19 protein-coding genes are annotated in these 16,492 nt (G+C 30.0%); 3 read left to right on the top strand and 16 right to left on the bottom strand.

Going from position 1 to position 16,492, the window contains the following annotated elements; translation table 11 throughout:
* Position 1: 1 nt before the first annotated feature.
* The 9 genes from JK634_RS01625 to JK634_RS01585 form a co-directional block, all read right to left on the bottom strand.
* Positions 2-1,957: a DHH family phosphoesterase gene (locus JK634_RS01625; protein ID WP_202765892.1), complete on the bottom strand. Its 1,956-nt coding sequence runs from the start codon at positions 1,955-1,957 to the stop codon at positions 2-4.
* A gap of 30 nt (positions 1,958-1,987) precedes the next feature.
* Complete coding sequence (locus tag JK634_RS01620; RefSeq protein WP_202765891.1) at positions 1,988-2,941, bottom strand: DUF2232 domain-containing protein; 954 nt, start codon at positions 2,939-2,941, stop codon at positions 1,988-1,990.
* 32 nt (positions 2,942-2,973) lie between these two features.
* Positions 2,974-3,294: a MazG-like family protein gene (locus JK634_RS01615; protein WP_202765890.1), complete on the bottom strand. Its 321-nt coding sequence runs from the start codon at positions 3,292-3,294 to the stop codon at positions 2,974-2,976.
* Between the two features lie 166 nt (positions 3,295-3,460).
* Positions 3,461-3,706 (bottom strand): 30S ribosomal protein S18, encoded by a 246-nt coding sequence (gene rpsR, locus JK634_RS01610; RefSeq protein ID WP_202765889.1) that lies wholly within the window; start codon positions 3,704-3,706, stop codon positions 3,461-3,463.
* Between the two features lie 23 nt (positions 3,707-3,729).
* Positions 3,730-4,191: a single-stranded DNA-binding protein gene (locus JK634_RS01605; protein WP_202765888.1), complete on the bottom strand. Its 462-nt coding sequence runs from the start codon at positions 4,189-4,191 to the stop codon at positions 3,730-3,732.
* Positions 4,192-4,205: 14 nt separating this feature from the next.
* Complete coding sequence (gene rpsF, locus JK634_RS01600) at positions 4,206-4,493, bottom strand: 30S ribosomal protein S6 (protein ID WP_202765887.1); 288 nt, start codon at positions 4,491-4,493, stop codon at positions 4,206-4,208.
* A 97-nt stretch (positions 4,494-4,590) separates the two neighbouring features.
* On the bottom strand, positions 4,591-4,797 hold the full coding sequence (locus JK634_RS01595) for a DUF951 domain-containing protein (protein WP_202765886.1): 207 nt from the start codon (positions 4,795-4,797) through the stop codon (positions 4,591-4,593).
* A gap of 25 nt (positions 4,798-4,822) precedes the next feature.
* On the bottom strand, positions 4,823-5,707 hold the full coding sequence (locus tag JK634_RS01590) for a mechanosensitive ion channel family protein (protein ID WP_202765885.1): 885 nt from the start codon (positions 5,705-5,707) through the stop codon (positions 4,823-4,825).
* Positions 5,708-5,724: 17 nt separating this feature from the next.
* Positions 5,725-5,970 carry a putative Se/S carrier protein gene (locus tag JK634_RS01585; RefSeq protein WP_202765884.1) on the bottom strand — a complete coding sequence of 82 codons (246 nt, stop codon included), beginning with the start codon at positions 5,968-5,970 and terminating at the stop codon, positions 5,725-5,727.
* A gap of 186 nt (positions 5,971-6,156) precedes the next feature.
* Between JK634_RS01585 and JK634_RS01580 the strand changes: the two genes are divergently transcribed.
* The 3 genes from JK634_RS01580 to yyaC are packed head-to-tail and all read left to right on the top strand — an operon-like array spanning position 6,157 to position 9,026.
* Positions 6,157-7,317 (top strand): aminotransferase class V-fold PLP-dependent enzyme, encoded by a 1,161-nt coding sequence (locus JK634_RS01580; protein ID WP_202765883.1) that lies wholly within the window; start codon positions 6,157-6,159, stop codon positions 7,315-7,317.
* A complete protein-coding gene (gene ytvI / locus JK634_RS01575) occupies positions 7,314-8,372 on the top strand; it encodes a sporulation integral membrane protein YtvI (protein WP_202765882.1) in 1,059 nt (352 codons plus the stop codon). The genes JK634_RS01580 and ytvI overlap by 4 nt, the downstream gene beginning before the upstream one ends.
* Before the next feature lie 57 nt (positions 8,373-8,429).
* Positions 8,430-9,026, top strand: coding sequence for a spore protease YyaC (gene yyaC, locus JK634_RS01570; protein WP_202765881.1), 597 nt, complete (start codon positions 8,430-8,432; stop codon positions 9,024-9,026).
* Positions 9,027-9,074: 48 nt separating this feature from the next.
* On the opposite strand, the gene JK634_RS01565 is transcribed toward yyaC, so the two are convergent.
* The 7 genes from JK634_RS01565 to mnmE all read right to left on the bottom strand — a co-directional run bounded on the left by JK634_RS01565 (position 9,075) and on the right by mnmE (position 16,323).
* Positions 9,075-9,575, bottom strand: a complete 501-nt coding sequence (locus JK634_RS01565; RefSeq protein WP_202765880.1) for a DUF4446 family protein — start codon at positions 9,573-9,575, stop codon at positions 9,075-9,077.
* A 40-nt stretch (positions 9,576-9,615) separates the two neighbouring features.
* Entirely contained in the window at positions 9,616-10,467 is an 852-nt protein-coding gene (locus JK634_RS01560; protein WP_202765879.1) for a ParB/RepB/Spo0J family partition protein, read from the bottom strand.
* On the bottom strand, positions 10,464-11,237 hold the full coding sequence (locus tag JK634_RS01555) for a ParA family protein (protein ID WP_202765878.1): 774 nt from the start codon (positions 11,235-11,237) through the stop codon (positions 10,464-10,466). The genes JK634_RS01560 and JK634_RS01555 overlap by 4 nt, the downstream gene beginning before the upstream one ends.
* Positions 11,238-11,407: 170 nt before the next feature.
* Positions 11,408-12,184, bottom strand: coding sequence for a nucleoid occlusion protein (gene noc, locus JK634_RS01550; RefSeq protein WP_202765877.1), 777 nt, complete (start codon positions 12,182-12,184; stop codon positions 11,408-11,410).
* Positions 12,185-12,329: 145 nt separating this feature from the next.
* A complete protein-coding gene (rsmG, locus tag JK634_RS01545; protein ID WP_202765876.1) occupies positions 12,330-13,049 on the bottom strand; it encodes a 16S rRNA (guanine(527)-N(7))-methyltransferase RsmG in 720 nt (239 codons plus the stop codon).
* 9 nt (positions 13,050-13,058) lie between these two features.
* Complete coding sequence (mnmG, locus tag JK634_RS01540; RefSeq protein WP_202765875.1) at positions 13,059-14,942, bottom strand: tRNA uridine-5-carboxymethylaminomethyl(34) synthesis enzyme MnmG; 1,884 nt, start codon at positions 14,940-14,942, stop codon at positions 13,059-13,061.
* A gap of 7 nt (positions 14,943-14,949) precedes the next feature.
* A complete protein-coding gene (gene mnmE, locus JK634_RS01535; protein ID WP_202765874.1) occupies positions 14,950-16,323 on the bottom strand; it encodes a tRNA uridine-5-carboxymethylaminomethyl(34) synthesis GTPase MnmE in 1,374 nt (457 codons plus the stop codon).
* Positions 16,324-16,492: the final 169 nt, after the last annotated feature.

Here is a 16,492-nt window from a genome sequence, read left to right as displayed (position 1 = left end):
GTTATTCACCTTCCCTTAAGTAGTTTGATATAGCTGCTTTAAGTTTCTCTTTAGCGGCTTTTATATTTGTATTGCTAAGTTTTGCACCAGCCATAGTCATATGACCTCCACCCCCTAAGGTTTCTAGAATAACTTGAACATTCATATCTCCTAGTGATCTTGCACTTATATAAATATCCTCTTCTATTCTAACAAACACAAAGGACGCTTGAATACCTGTAATATTTAGTAGATCATCCGCTACTTGTGCAGCTAATACAACTTCTGTTGCTTCTGGCGGACATATGGCAATAGCTACATTATTTTCTACTTCTGCTGACTTAATAGTTTGAGCTTTTATTATATAGCTTTCTAAATCATCAGAGAAGAGTTTCTTTATGTGTATTGTGTCTGCACCTATTCTTCTCAAAAAAGATGCAGCATCAAAAGTTCTTACTCCAGTTTTGAATATAAAGTTTTTAGTATCTATAAAAATTCCTGCTAGCAAAGCTTCTGCTTCTATTACTTTAAGTTTCGGTTTATCTAGCATATACTGTACAACCTCTGTAACCAATTCTGAAGTTGATGATGCATATACCTCAATATAATTAAGTAATGCACCCTCTATCATATCAGGACTTCTCCTATGATGATCTATTATAACAATTCTTTTACATTTATTTAATATACTACTTGTTTGAATATAATTAATGTTATGAACATCCACTACAATTACTAAATCTGTTTCTTTAATTTCACTTAGAGCATCTTCTACATTAATAAATAAATCGTCATATGAAAAGTCTTTCTTAACCTCTTTTAAGTAAAAATCAATATTTCTATTATCTTTACCTAATATTATCTTACACTGTTTACCTATTTGATTAATTGCTGAAGATAATCCAAATGCTGCTCCAAAGCAATCCATGTCTGGGTTCTTGTGTCCCATTATATATACTTTTGAACTTTCATAAACTAAATCCTTAAGTGCTCTTGCTACAACTCTAGCTCTTACTCTAGTTCTCTTTTCCAATTCCTTAGTATTACCACCAAAAAAGGCTTGTTTATCTGGCCATTTTACAACTGCCTGATCTCCGCCTCTACCTAAGGCAAGCTCCTTTGCTGTAACTGCATAATCATGATTCTCTTGAGGGGACCTTCCTCCCATACCTATTCCTATTGATAGCGTCACATCCATTTTATTTCCCATATCAATATCTCTTATGATGTCTAATATGTCAAATTTTTTCTTTATCTGTTCCTCTACTAATCTGTCAGGTATACATAATACATACTTATTAGAATCATATTTTCTTATCATAGCATTCTGACTTATTGCATAATTGTTTATAGTTCTCTCGACCTCTGCAATAAGTAGTGGAGCATTATTCTCCTCCATTGACTTTGCTGCATCACTCATATTGTCTACTTCTATTAACATTATACTGTCTTTAGTTGCTGATCCATTTTCTAAATAAGTAATATCATTGAAATAAAGTAAATATGCTTCTTGCTTTTGAAAAAACTCTATTTTTTGACTATAAACTTCATATATTATATCTCTAAACTTTACTTTTTGCGAGTTTTTTATATTACTTTTTATAATTTTTTCTAACGAAAGATCTCTAAATAATCCTACTATATTATTATCTTTTAATTCTTCAAGATCAATTTCATCCTTAAATTTTTTATTGCTCCATAATATGCTGCCCTTATTATTAATTATTGCTATAGAATATAACATATTCTTTAAGTTTTCTTCCATTTCATTTGATAAATAGGTAGCCATATTATTCACATTATTCTCAAATCTTTCTTGTGTCTGAAGTCTCTTCCTAAAATTATATGCTGCTACTATTAAAGCCATTATTGTAATACCTAGCAGCAAGTCTATTATATTTCTTACATATGCCACTATTGATATTAGTATAATTACTAATGTAAAAACTATATTATAATTTTTACTTTTATTATTCATACGAGCCTCCTTAGGGCTATTATTGAGGTATTATTTTTTACTTTTAAGAGCCTTATTAAAGGATACAATTCCAATTTTTCTTAAGTCAACTATACTATCAACTAATCCAATAATAAACAAGAATTGATTCATAAAAGATATAAATAAAAATATGATAATTATTGCCCTAGTATTACTTTTCAACTTGTACTTTGTTTTTAAAAAATAACTAATTACTGCTCCTCCTATGATTGCCATAGTAATTTGCAATATAGCTGAAGATGAAAGAATAACATATTTTGCAATTGTAATATTACCTAATTTCATCAGATAACCTATAGTTGATATTATCATCATAACCACAATAACTTTTATATCAATGTACCAATTAGAAAAATTCCTTATTGGTTCCATTTTATAATTAAATCTTCTTATTACCTTCATGCATATTATATATGTTAGTAAAGAAGAAAGAAGCATTGATAGAACTAATCCTGCAGGCAACATATATATTAAAGTATCAAAGTCAATACTTGAAGCACTTCCAGTTAATTTTGCAACACTTTCTGAACTACTCTTTGCAGATTCTATCATTAGATTTATTTGCTCACTTACTGTACTGCCTAAAAAAACCTTTATATATAAAAATATATCTACTATATTCCCTAGTAAACTCGCTATTGTTAATAAACCAAATGCCTTTACAAAGCTTTGCTTATGTTTTATACAATATCCAAGACTCAAGGATGTTAACGCTGTAATTATCATTGTCCCTGACATTAAAATAATATTATTAAATAAGCTTATTAAAATTCCAGAAACCAAAAGTGATAATACTGCTACTTTTAAACTATTTCTTAAGTATATAAGTATAACTGGTATAGGTAATATACAAGTTATAAGTAGAGAAGTTCCTGGCACAAATGTACTTATAGTCATTAATATGAATGTCACAGTAGCCATTATACCTGCTTCTACTATTGCTTTTGTAGAAATCTTGTTCATATTCCCTCCATTTATCTTTAGTTCATAAATTACTAGTCTCTTCTCTCTTTTAAATGATGATGTAATTTCCTTAGTGCATCACCATAATTCTCCTGATTATCTTCGTCAACAATTCCTATTCTAATTTTTTCTTTAGTATTTTCATCTATTTGTAAATATGAATATCCTAATTTTTCCCCTAATAGATATAATATAATCATTGCCGAAGATATGCATTCTAATACAGCATCTTTGGCTACATTACTTCCTCTTGTTAGTAATTGAAAAAACTCCCCTATAACACATATTAATTGAGCTTTTAATTCCTCAATGAGTTTAATATCCCCCATTATGTTAAATTCATCCTTCCTCAACAACCTCTCCCCCTCTCATCTCAATATCCTGTATATTTATTTTAGTTTTTTTTGGATATTATTTCAACTAAGTATTTTCCACCATTCTACTAATATTTGAGTATTTAATCAATTTTTATATTGCAATAATAAAAAAAATAAAACCCCAAATGGGGTTTTATAATTTTTACTCTGTAGTAAAAGGTAATAAAGCTATGTTTCTAGCTCTCTTAACAGCATCTGTTAGCTGTCTTTGATGCTTAGCACATGTTCCAGAAATTCTTCTTGGTAAAATCTTACCTCTTTCAGTAACATATTTTCTTAGCTTATTTATATCTTTGTAATCAATAGACTCAGCTTTATCAACACAAAAAGCGCAAACTTTTCTTTTTGGTCTTCTCATTTTGCCGCCTTTTCTTACTTCTCTGCTCATTTCTTTCCCTCCTTACCTAAATTCTAGAATGGGATATCTCCGTCATCAACTGGCGTCATATCCTCTTCGAAGCTCATTCCACCACCAAAATTGTCATTTGATGGTGCAGCATATTCAGAACCATTGTTGAAACCATTGTTTTTGTTGCCAGAAGCATTTCCTCTTCCTCCTAGGAATTCAACGCCTCCAACAGGATCTGCTACAACTTCTGTAACATATCTCTTAGTTCCATCCTTAGCATCATAAGACCTAGTTTGGATTCTACCGCTGACAGCCATTTGACCGCCTTTATTCATATAGTTAGCAGTAGCTTCTGCTTGTTTACCCCAGATTGTAACTGAGATAAAATCAGCTTCCCTTTGACCAGTTGAAGCATTATACTTATCAACTGCTAGGGTTACAGTGGTCACTGCAGTACCATTTCCTGGAGTAAATTTCAACTCAGGATCTTTAGTAAGTCTGCCTGTAAGAATTACTTTATTCATTCAAAAACACCACCTTATTTTTCTTCCTTAACTATTATGTGTCTTACGATTCCGTCTGTAATTCTGAATATTCTGTCTAACTCGCTTGGTAATTCTGGGTTAGCACTGAAGTTAACTAAAGTGTAGAAACCTTCGTTGATTTTGTTTATTTCGTAAGCAAGCTTTCTCTTACCCCAGAAATCTACATTGTCAACAGTTCCTCCACCATTTTCGATAACACCCTTAAACTTCTCGATTGTAGCTTTAACAGCCTCCTCTTCGAATGATGGATGAATTACGAATATAGTTTCATACTTTCTCATTCTTTTCACCTCCCTCCGGACTATTGGCCATGCTAATGCATAGCAGGGACTTACAATTTTACAGTATATCACTTTGCTCTTATAATTTCAACATATTTTATAAAATTTCTTCTTTGTTTGTATTAGAAGATACTATTTTTTTTATTCCTTTTTGAAACTTACTTCTTGGAAGCATAACTAATCTTCCACAACCTAAACATTTTATTTTAATATCTGCACCTAATCGTATTACTTCCCATTCTGAGCTTCCGCAAGGATGCTGTTTTTTCATTAATACTACGTCACCCAAATTAAATTCTTGCATTTCTACTTCCCCCCATATTTATATCTTATTCTTTACTTTTTATAACTTCTACCTTTCCTTGTGGCCTCTCTATTCCTTCTCTTTCCATTGTAAGTTTAATTTCTTTTCTTAATTCTCTTTCTAGTGCCCATTGATACATTGGCTCTGTTTTTCCTAGTACTCTTATTACTACTGCTGATACTCCTAAGGACTGTACCCCTATTACTTTAGGCTTTTCAATTATATGCTCTTTTTCAACAGCTACTTTCTCACAGGCATTATTAATTACTTCAATGGCTATGTCAATATTCTCCTTATATGCAATCTCTACATCTACAATAACACTCATATCTCCTCTAGAATGATTTGTTACCTGAGAAATGGTTCCATTAGGAATATAGTGCATATCACCATTAAAATCCTTAAGTTGAGTCATTCTGATTCCTATACTCTCAACAATACCTGAATTATCACCAATGGATATATAATCCCCCACTGCATACTGATCTTCGAATAATACAAAGAATCCATTTATTATATCTTTTACTAAGCTTTGGGTACCAAAGCCTAGTGCAACCCCGCCAATTGATGCAAAAGTTAAGGAAACACCTGAAAATAAATTTGCAAATATCCCTATTCCGCCAATAAAATACACTGAATATCTAAGAACACTTTTTAGTACTTCTCCAACAGTATTTGCCTTCTTTTCATCCATTGTAAATCTAATTTCACTCTTTATCTGCTTATGGACAAATTTCTCAATGATATAATTTCCTATTCTTACAGCTAGGAACATTAAGATTAGTATCACTAATATTTTTACAATTCCCCAGGCTATATTGAATAAGAACTGAATATTAACAATTTTCCCACCAATATCTAATGTTTTTTTCTCCGCATCTATGGAGAATAATGATTGAAATACATACATTTCTCTCATCCTCCCTTTTATAATCTAGAAAATCCTTCTTCATTCTTTATATATAATCCATTAATCTCTAACTGGTTATTTTCTATACTCTCTTTAACATTAATCAATATATTCTCATTAAATCTTATACATATACCACAACTGCCTGTTATTACTGATGGGGTTGGCATAACCTCAATATCCAAATTATCTTCTTTTAATTTTTGCTCTCCTTTTATGGCTCCTATCGTATTTTTAAATACCACTAAACAATATCTATTCATATGTATTCCCTCCTAAACTTATATTATAACACTTCCTCTTTTTTTCTTGAAAATTTATTTTCACCTTTATATTATTTCTAAATAGTGTATATAATTTTAATGTCTGTCTATATTATTTAACTTTCTGTTATAATTAGTAATTAAGATAATATATTTTTATTTCACTTTTATTTTTAAGGAGTTTTTATGAATATTTATTTAGATAATGCAGCTACATCCTTTCCTAAACCAAGCATAGTTTCTGAATCTATGTTTAATATTATAAATTCTTTAGCTTCAAATCCTGGAAGAGGTGCTTATAATTCAGCTCTTACTGGGACTAGAAGTGTTTATGAATGCAGAGACTCTATTGCTAATTTTTTCGGTTTTGATAAAGCAGAGAATGTAGTTTTTACACCTAATATAACTTATGCTTTAAATACCTTAATCCACTCAATTGTTAAGCCTGGTTGGCATGTAATAACTTCTGAAATGGATCATAATTCAGTCTTACGTCCGCTTAATACATTAAAAGCCAAGGGAGTAATTGAGCTTGACATAGCCAAATGTGATTCTTCAGGTAAAATTATTTTACAAGATTTTATTGATAAAATAAATAATAATACAAAACTTGTTGTTCTATCACATGCATCAAATGTATTTGGTACTATACAACCTTTGGATATTATTGGTAAAATATGTTTAGAGAAAGGTATTTATTTCATTGTTGATTCAGCTCAAAGTGCTGGCCATATTCCTGTAAATTTTAACGACTTAAATTCTGATGCTATCGCATTTACTGGACATAAAAGTCTTTTAGGGCCTCAAGGAATAGGTGGATTTATAATTAATGATAAATTGAATGAAATTGCTTCTCCTATCTTTTCTGGTGGGACAGGAAGTAATTCCTCTGATTTGCTCCAACCAAGTTTTTTACCTGATAAATTTGAGATTGGTACACTTAATACACCTGGAATTGTAGGTTTAAATTCTGCACTTAACTACTTGAAAACAGAAGAATATAACAATCTTTTAGTTAAAGAAAAAAACTTATTTAAATATTTTCTTAGCGAACTTGATAAAATAAGTAATTTAATTATATACGGAACCAAAAACTCACTTAGTTCCACACCTACTGTATCAATTAATATGAAATCCAAAGATACATCTGAATTGTCTTATATTCTTGATAAAAATTATGGCATTATGACCAGAACAGGTTTGCATTGTGCTCCTCTAGCTCATAAATCAATGGGAACCTTTCCATCTGGTACTGTTAGATTTAGTCTTGGTATATTTAACAATGTAAATGAAATAAATTATGTTTTAGAATCTCTTGATTCCATTGCAAAGGAGGTTATCCTATGAAAGAATTTGAAGAAAAGATAAGTAAGTTAGGAATATTTTTTATATGCTATACACTAATTTTCTTAATATTCTTTAAAACTCTACCCTATACAATTCCGTTTGTTCTTGCTTCATTATTTGCATTAATTTTAAGACGGCCTACTAGATACTTAATTAAAAATTTTAAGATTAAAGATTGGTTTGCATCTTTAATTACAACTATATTATTTTTATCCACTGTTATTATTTTTATTATAATTTCTGTGGGGGCTTTAGCTAATCAACTCATAAACTTAACTAAAAATGTACAACACTATTTAACTGATAATTCTTCGTATATTATGGATAAGTTTACTGAGGTTCAGGATTATTTTTATAATTTAAATATTGATCCTTCTATTATCAACTCAGTTAAAGATACTGCAACAGGTTCTTTAAGCAAAATTGTTAACTATAGTGTCTCAATTGGATCTGGCGTTGTATCTTTAGCTATATCAATAGTTTCATATATACCCTATATAATAATGGTTATTATTTTTACACTATTAGCTACCTTTTTATTCACTAAGAAATTTGCAGCTTCAAATACTAAATCCCTTTTATCCAGCTTCCCAATTGAGAATAATTCTCTTTTGGGTATAATTGGTAAAATACGCCACAAATTCTTTACCTATGCTCTTTCATATATGTTTCTAATTTTTGTTACTTTTTTAATCACTTTTATAGGATTCTATAGCTTTAGGATTAACTATGCTTTAATTTTAAGTGTTTTGTGTGCTATTTTGGACTTACTTCCTGTTCTAGGTATGCCAATGGTCTATATTCCCCTTGCTGGATATAACTTACTCACCGGAAATTATTTGGTTGGTATTGGTCTTTTAATTCTATATGCTATTGTCTTTATTACAAGGCAAATTTTAGAACCTAAAATTATGTCTACTTCTTTAGGTTTAAATCCTATAGCTGTTTTAGCTGCTATATTTATTGGGATAAGCGTAAATGGAGTTGGTGGTATGATTTTTTGTATGTTTTTAGTTGTTTTCTATACTGTTCTTAAAGATGAAAAGGTATTGTAAATTTTTAGTATATTAACCTCTTTTAATGGAAATAATTCTATTAAAGGAGGTTTTTTTATGAATTCATTAGTATGTGATTCAACTTCTTCAAGTTCAATTTTACAAATTAGAGATTTTTTATATACTGAATTAACTCCTGTTATTAGAAGTAAAAGAACTATTGTTATTATTTGTATTGGTACAGATAGATCTACTGGTGATTCACTTGGCCCTTTAGTAGGCTATAAACTCAAGTGCTTAGTAAGAAAAAATTTAATCATTTATGGAGACTTAGAAGAACCAATTCACGCTAAAAATCTTGTCACTACATTAGAGTCAATTAAATCTCAACATAATAATCCCTATATAGTTGCTATTGATGCTTCTTTGGGTAAGCTTCAAAACGTAGGTAATATTTATATTGAAAAGAAGCCTCTTTTTCCTGGAATGGCACTCAATAAAGGTCTTCCTTCTGTTGGAGACTTAAGTATTACTGGTATAGTTAATATTTCTGGAAATTTTGAGTTTATGGTTCTTCAGAATACAAGATTATTTACTGTTATGACAATAGCTGATACTATTTCTAAGGGTATTTATCACTTTGCAATTAAGTCATTAGGTGGTAAGAATTCTTCTCTTGATGATGTTCTTAACAACATTAGCTCTTCTAATTAATTCTATTCTATATAAAAAAATCCCCCCTATTTAATAAGGGGGGAAGGATTACTTACTATTTATAGACTTATTTAATACTGTTATTTCTTCTTCTGATAAATCATATCTTGATATTCCTTTGTCTATTGGCTTAGCATATGTTGTGCTTTCATGTCTTCCATATATACCTGTTAAAACAACTCCATCATCATTATCATCTAATAATGCAATCGAAAAGCTTAAGTCACTACCAACATCTTCAAATGCTTTATATCTCATGATTGATACCTTTTGAATAGATTTTTTCATCTTTTCTTGTAGGAACTTTCCTAATTCAACTGCCTCTACAGAATTTTTATTTGCTTCGTCTACCTTGTCTAAATACCCTATAACAAGTTCCTCTAGGTTCTTACTATTTACTCCTCTCATAAGTTTCCTATATCTTTTTTCAACTTTATTTAAGGATCTAAAAAGTATTAGTACTAATATAAAAAGCAATAATATTACTGCTGCCATCCCTATTATTATATATGCACTATAATCACTAATTGAATTTATTATGCTATTCATTTATTATGTTCTTCCTTTCCTCATGTTTCACGTGAAACAATTATAAATTGATTATCTCTAAAATTCTTTCCAAGTCTTCATTAGAATAATACTCAATTTCTATTTTTCCTTTACTTCTTTTCTTATCTATGTTTACTTTAGTACCAAATTTACTCTCTAACTTTTCTCGCAAGTCTTTGAGATATGGAGACATCTCACCCTCAGTATCTTCAGACTTTTTCTTTTCTTTTCCTAAGTTTTTGATAATCTTCTCTAATTCTCTTACTGAAATCTTATCATCTATTACTTTTTGAGCCATTTTATATTGTATTTCTTTATCCTCAATTGCTAGTAAAGTTCTGCCATGTCCCTCAGAAATTACACCTTCTACTACATAATTTTGAACTCTTTCATCTAAATTAAGTAATCTCATTGAATTTGTTATTGTAGTTCTTGACTTACCAACTCTTTCGCTAAGAGCCTCTTGCGTTAAGTTAAATTCACTTATTAATTGCTTGAAAGCTTTAGCTTCTTCAATTGGATTTAGGTCTTCTCTTTGTATATTTTCTATAAGAGATATTTCTAACAATTGACTTTTTGATAAATCCATAATTATTGCAGGTACTTCTTTTAAACCAGCTAACTTAGCTGCTCTCCAACGTCTTTCTCCCGCAACAATAATATAATTTTCATTATCTTTTTGAAGAATTAATGGCTGAATTACACCATGATTTAAAATTGATTTCGATAATTCAGAAATCTTTTCACTGTCAAAGTATTTTCTTGGTTGTTCTGAGTTAGCTCTTATTTTATTTATAGATATGTATACCTTTGATTTTTCATCAACTTCATCAATATCTTCGCTTGGAATTAAAGCATTTAATCCTTTTCCTAGTCCAAACTTTTTACTCATACTTTATCTCCCTGTCTACTTAAAAATTCTTTTGTTAAATTTAAATATGCCTCTGCACCTTTACATTTATCATCATAAAGCATTATTGGTAAACCAAAACTAGGCGATTCTGCTAATCTAATATTTCTTGGAATAGTAGTATTGTATACTTTATCACCAAAATATTTTTCTACTTCCTTCTGAACTTCAATGCTTAAATTTGTTCTAGCATCGAACATTGTCATTACAACGCCTTCAACATCAAGCTTTTTATTTAAGGCTTTCTTAACAAGCTGAACAGTATTGATAAGCTGTCCAACACCCTCTAACGCATAAAACTCGCATTGTATAGGTATATACACTGTATCAGAAGCTACAAGAGCATTAATTGTTAAAGTACCTAATGAAGGAGGACAATCTATAAAAATAAAATCAAAATCCATTTCTAAATCATTAATTTTATTTAATAATATCTTCTCCCTATCACTTTTCGTAATAATTTCAACCTCAGCTCCAGCTAGTTCCATAGTTGATGGTGCAATGTACAAATTTTCAACTAAATTGCATTGTATAATAACATCATTTAAAGATGTATCTGATGTTAAAACATCATACATTGAATTTTCTAATGTTCTTTTGTCAATTCCAATACCAGAAGTGGTATTACCCTGCGGATCAATATCTATAGCTAAAATTTTATACCCTTCCATCGCAAGATAGGCACATAAGTTAATATTAGTTGTTGTTTTACCAACTCCACCTTTTTGATTAAAAACACATATAGTCTTCATTTATTCCCCCCCCTTTGCAATGAAACGCACTATACTTTCTATTATATATTTTTCTACATAATATTAAAAGAGAAATTGAAATATGTAACTAAATTTTTATCATGTTTCACGTGAAACATTAATAAAACAAAAAAAAGTATGAATGATTTACAATCACTCATACTTTAAAATTATTTTTTTGGAATGTTAACAGTTATTTGGATATACTCGCCACAATCCTTTGATTTATATTCAGCTGGAATTTTAAATTTATCAAAAACTTGTTTAATTGAATTAACATATATTTTAGGTGCAAATACTCCTGTTATTCTTTTCTTGCCTTTAGAACTTAACTCATTACCAGCTAATTTAAGAAGTTCTTTATTTATTAACTCCTCAGTTCTTTTAACATTTAAATTTTGCTTTATAACTTTCTTTACAACCTTTAGCTGATGAACTTCATCTGGTAATGAAAGTAATGCCCTGGCATGTCTTTCAGTTAGACTATTTTCCAAGCAAATATTTCTTACTTCTGAACTTAACTTCAATAATCTTAACTTATTTGCTATTGTAGATTGTTTTTTACCCATTCTTGTTGCCAAATCATCTTGTGTAAAGTGGTGCTCATTTATCAAATTATAATATGCTTCTGCTTCTTCAATAAAATTCAAATCCTCACGTTGAAGATTTTCTAGCAAAGCAATTTCAGCAGACTCAGTATCAGTTATTTCAATAATTGTGCATGGAACTTCATTTAAATTAGCAAGTTTTGCTGCTCTCCATCTTCTTTCTCCAGCAACTAATTCAAATAAACCCCCTCTCTTTCTAACAGTAAGAGGTTGTATAATTCCAAATTGACAAATAGACTGAGATAATTCAGTAAGAGCAACTTCATCAAAAAACTTTCTTGGCTGATAAGTATTAGGTATTATACTATCAATGCTTATATACATTATTTCGTTTTGCATTTAAAATCCCATCCCTTATGAAAATTATATTAAAATCCATTAATTACCAATTTCTACAAAACATTTATTTTTCCTTCTATTTTTATGTAAAAATCGTAATACAAATAGTTACAAATTAATATATTATTTGTTAAATATATACAAATTATTTAATTGGCTTTTTTGTTATAGTACCAGCTTTTCTTGGATATATAGCTGACGTGCTTGAAGTTTTACTAACTATAACTAAGTTATGATTTAAGTCAGTTCCATCAACTTTAACAGAAACAACATTCTTTAGTACTCCTCCAAGTGTACCAATTGCATTTTTAGCATCAATTAACTCTTCATCTATAGAAGGTCCTTTAAGTGCTATAAAATTTCCCCCAACTCTCACATATGGCATACAATATTCTGAAAGTACACTCATATTAGCAACAGCCCTGGATACAGCTACATCAAACTTTTCTCTTAATAACTTATTTCTAGCTCCATCTTCTGCTCTAGAATGAATAGTCTTAACATTTTTTAAATTAAGCTTACTTACAACTTCATTTAAAAATAAAATTCTTTTATTTAATGAATCCAATAAAGTCACTTGTATGTTACTATCCATTATTGCAATAGGCAAACCTGGAAATCCAGCACCAGTTCCAACATCTATTATTGACTTAGAATTCCTAAGTTCCTCTGATTTAAATATCTTTATACTATCAATGAAATGCTTTTTAATTATCTCCTCTTCTTCGACAATAGCAGTTAAGTTTATCTTTTCATTCCACTCTTGAAGAAGTTTTCTGTAGAGTTGAAATTGGTTATATTTTTCTTCAGTTAAAACCAAATCAACTTCTTCACATGCATTCTTCATCAATTCAAATAAATCCATAAAAACCTCCTAAGAATTAGTTTTTCTATTAAAGTGATCTACATATATTAAAAGAACGGATATATCGGCTGGAGAAACTCCAGAAATTCTAGAAGCTTGACCTAAATTTATAGGCCTAATTTTAGAGAGTTTTTGAATAGCTTCTATTCTTAATCCCTTAACATCATTATAATCAATGTTTTGAGGTATCAATCTTTTTTCAAACTTTTTAAATTGTTCTACCTGTTCAAGTTGCTTTTCAATATATCCTTCATATTTTGCAATTATATTAACTTGCTCTCCAATATCATAAGGCAATTCTTCACGATCAGGATCAAGTGGTGCAACCATAAAGTAGTCAAGTTCAGGTCTTTTAATTAATTCATATAAAGATATTGGTTTTTTAAGTTCTGATGACCCAATCGATATCAAGAACTCATTTACTTCATTTTTGTTAGTAATTTGAAGATTCATAACTCTCTTCACCTCACTATCAATCCTGTTCTTTCTTTCCACGAATCTACTATATCTTTCTTCACTTACTAACCCAGCTTTATAACCAATCTCAGTAAGTCTTAAATCAGCATTATCTTGTCTTAATAAAAGTCTATATTCTGATCTTGATGTCATCATTCTATAGGGTTCACTTGTACCTTTTGTAACTAAGTCATCAATTAACACTCCTATATATCCATCTGATCTTGTTAATATCATAGGGTCTTCATTTCTTACCTTTAAAGCTGCATTTATACCTGCTACAATACCTTGAGCACCTGCCTCTTCATAACCAGAGCTTCCATTAAATTGTCCTGCTCCAAATAAGCCTGATATTTTCTTAAATTCAAGTGTTGGCTTAAGTTCTGTAGGATCTACAGAATCATACTCAATTGCATACGCTGTTCTAAGCATTTCAACGTTCTCTAATCCAGCTAATGTTCTTAGCATTTGTATTTGTACATCTTCTGGCAAAGAAGAACTCATACCACCAACATACATTTCTTCAGTATCTTCACCTTCTGGTTCAATAAAAATCTGATGTTGAAGCTTATCTGGGAATTTCATTACCTTATCCTCAATAGATGGACAATACCTTGGTCCAACTCCCTCAATTGATCCATTATACATAGGTGATCTATCAATATTATTTTTAATAATTGAATGAGTATTTTCATTAGTATAAGTTAACCAACATGGTACTTGCTCCCTATCAATATTATCATTCATAAAGGAGAACGGAACAATTCTGTCATCACCTTTTTGTTCTATCATCTTTGAAAAATCTACACTTCTTCTATTTATTCTTGCGGGTGTTCCCGTTTTAAATCTTCTTAGCGATACATTTAAATCAAGTAATGATTGGGATAAATCATTTGCAGGGAATAAACCATTAGGACCACTACTATAAGAAACATCACCAATAATTACTCTTCCTTTTAGATAAGTTCCAGTTGCTAAAACAACGGCTTTCGCTTTAAAAATCGCACCATTCTTTGTAACTACTCCTGTAACTTTTCCTTCTTCACTTTCAAGAGAAACAACCTCTATTTGTCTTAAATAAAGATTTTCTTGTTTCTCTATAATATTTTTCATCCTATACTGATATTTTTTCTTATCTGCTTGAGCTCTAAGTGAATGAACTGCTGGCCCTTTAGATGTATTAAGCATTCTTGATTGAATAAAAGTATTATCTATATTAATACCCATTTCTCCGCCAAGTGCATCAATTTCTCTAACTAAATGTCCTTTTGCAGTACCTCCAATATTAGGGTTACAAGGCATTAATGCAATTGAATCCAAATTCATTGTGCATAACAATGTTTTACAACCTATACGCGCAGAAGCAAGTGCTGCTTCACAACCTGCATGACCTGCTCCAACTATTATTACATCAAACTCTCCTGCTAAATATTTCATAATTTTCCTACTTTCCTACACAAAATTCTGTAAAAATTTTGTTTACTAGGTCCTCTTCTAGTTCAGAACCTGTAATTTCTCCTAATGCTTTCAAACCTGATGTCACGTATATAGATACTAAATCTATAAAATCTCCATTTTTTATACTTTCAATAGCAGAAAGACAGTTCTCTCTTGCTCTATAAAGAGCCTCCTTATGTCTTGTATTTGATACAATAACACTCTCTCCATCTAACTTTCCATTAAAGAATAATTCTTTTATTTTATCTTTTAAATTTTCTAACCCTAAACCGGTTTTTGCTGATATATTAATTTTATTTTCAAGCTCATTCAACACTTCTCCTGAAATATTGCTATCTAAATCTACCTTATTAAATAGAACTATGTATTTTTTATCTTTGACATAATTAATTATTTCTAAATCTTCATCATCTAAAGGTATACTAACATCAAGCATCAGTACAACTAAATCAGCTTCCTCAATCTTTTCCCTAGACTTTTCTACTCCAATTTTTTCTACAATATCCTCTGTCTCTCTTATTCCTGCAGTATCAATAATTTTTAATGGTATACCATCAAGATTAATGTACTCTTCAATTACATCTCTTGTAGTACCAGGTATATCAGTAACTATTGCCCTTTTTTCTTGGAGTAATGCATTAAGCAAAGATGATTTCCCAACATTAGGTTTTCCAATTATAACCAATTTCAACCCATCTCTTATAAGTTTTCCCTCTTCAGCATTCTCTAGTAGACTATCTATATCTTTAACTGTTTTAAGCAAACTATCATTTACTCTTAAAGAAACCGTTTCATCTGGCTCCTCATCATCTTCAGTAAAATCAACATCATACTCAATAAGAGCTAATACATTAAGAAGATACTCTCTTAATCTATTTATTTCCCGGGAAAGTTTACCCTGACTTTGTACTAATGCAGATTTCATAGATAAGTCAGTCTTTGCTCTAATTATATCAATTACAGCTTCTGCTTGACTTAAATCTATCCTTCCATTTATAAATGCTCTTTTCGTAAATTCACCGGGTTCAGCCAATCTAGCACCAGCTTTAACTATAACATCAAGAACTCTATTTGTTGAGATGATTCCACCGTGGCAATTAATCTCAACTACATCTTCAGCAGTAAAACTTTTAGGTCCTTTCATATAACTAACTATAACTTCATCAATTAATTCATCATTATCAATTATAAAACCATATCTCATAGTATATGATTTAATATCTATTAATCTTCTTTCCTTAACTCCTTTGAAAACTCTATCAACAATCTCCAAGGATTTTTGTCCAGATACTCTAATAATTGATATTCCACCTTCGCCAACGGGTGTGGCTACAGCAGCGATAGTATCAAATTCCTTCATTCAGAATAGGCCTCCTTAATTTTCCTTTACCTATATTATTGCTAATAATTAAAATCTAATATTCATTTTACATAATTAAATTATAAAATACTATATAAAATAAAAAATTTTATCAATAAACTAAGAGATGACCCAAAAGCCATCTCTTAAATTTTTCTATACTATTTTA

The organism is Clostridium paridis, assembly GCF_016765615.1.
GTDB lineage: Bacteria > Bacillota > Clostridia > Clostridiales > Clostridiaceae > Clostridium_T > Clostridium_T paridis.
This window is presented reverse-complemented; position numbering and strand designations above follow the sequence as displayed.

Bases quoted from the DNA above. Each gene is read 5' to 3' on its own strand.
- mnmG (WP_202765875.1), bottom strand. From the start codon at position 14,942: ATGAAATATTTAGCAGGAGAGTTTGATGTAATAATAGTTGGAGCAGGT.
- JK634_RS01580 (WP_202765883.1), top strand. From the start codon at position 6,157: ATGAATATTTATTTAGATAATGCAGCTACATCCTTTCCTAAACCAAGC.
- JK634_RS01605 (WP_202765888.1), bottom strand. From the start codon at position 4,191: ATGAATAAAGTAATTCTTACAGGCAGACTTACTAAAGATCCTGAGTTG.
- JK634_RS01560 (WP_202765879.1), bottom strand. From the start codon at position 10,467: ATGAGTAAAAAGTTTGGACTAGGAAAAGGATTAAATGCTTTAATTCCA.
- yyaC (WP_202765881.1), top strand. From the start codon at position 8,430: ATGAATTCATTAGTATGTGATTCAACTTCTTCAAGTTCAATTTTACAA.
- JK634_RS01585 (WP_202765884.1), bottom strand. From the start codon at position 5,970: ATGAATAGATATTGTTTAGTGGTATTTAAAAATACGATAGGAGCCATA.
- JK634_RS01565 (WP_202765880.1), bottom strand. From the start codon at position 9,575: ATGAATAGCATAATAAATTCAATTAGTGATTATAGTGCATATATAATA.
- rpsF (WP_202765887.1), bottom strand. From the start codon at position 4,493: ATGAGAAAGTATGAAACTATATTCGTAATTCATCCATCATTCGAAGAG.
- JK634_RS01555 (WP_202765878.1), bottom strand. From the start codon at position 11,237: ATGAAGACTATATGTGTTTTTAATCAAAAAGGTGGAGTTGGTAAAACA.
- JK634_RS01590 (WP_202765885.1), bottom strand. From the start codon at position 5,707: ATGTATGTATTTCAATCATTATTCTCCATAGATGCGGAGAAAAAAACA.
- JK634_RS01620 (WP_202765891.1), bottom strand. From the start codon at position 2,941: ATGAACAAGATTTCTACAAAAGCAATAGTAGAAGCAGGTATAATGGCT.
- rsmG (WP_202765876.1), bottom strand. From the start codon at position 13,049: ATGGATTTATTTGAATTGATGAAGAATGCATGTGAAGAAGTTGATTTG.
- mnmE (WP_202765874.1), bottom strand. From the start codon at position 16,323: ATGAAGGAATTTGATACTATCGCTGCTGTAGCCACACCCGTTGGCGAA.
- JK634_RS01625 (WP_202765892.1), bottom strand. From the start codon at position 1,957: ATGAATAATAAAAGTAAAAATTATAATATAGTTTTTACATTAGTAATT.
- JK634_RS01595 (WP_202765886.1), bottom strand. From the start codon at position 4,797: ATGCAAGAATTTAATTTGGGTGACGTAGTATTAATGAAAAAACAGCAT.
- rpsR (WP_202765889.1), bottom strand. From the start codon at position 3,706: ATGAGCAGAGAAGTAAGAAAAGGCGGCAAAATGAGAAGACCAAAAAGA.
- ytvI (WP_202765882.1), top strand. From the start codon at position 7,314: ATGAAAGAATTTGAAGAAAAGATAAGTAAGTTAGGAATATTTTTTATA.
- noc (WP_202765877.1), bottom strand. From the start codon at position 12,184: ATGCAAAACGAAATAATGTATATAAGCATTGATAGTATAATACCTAAT.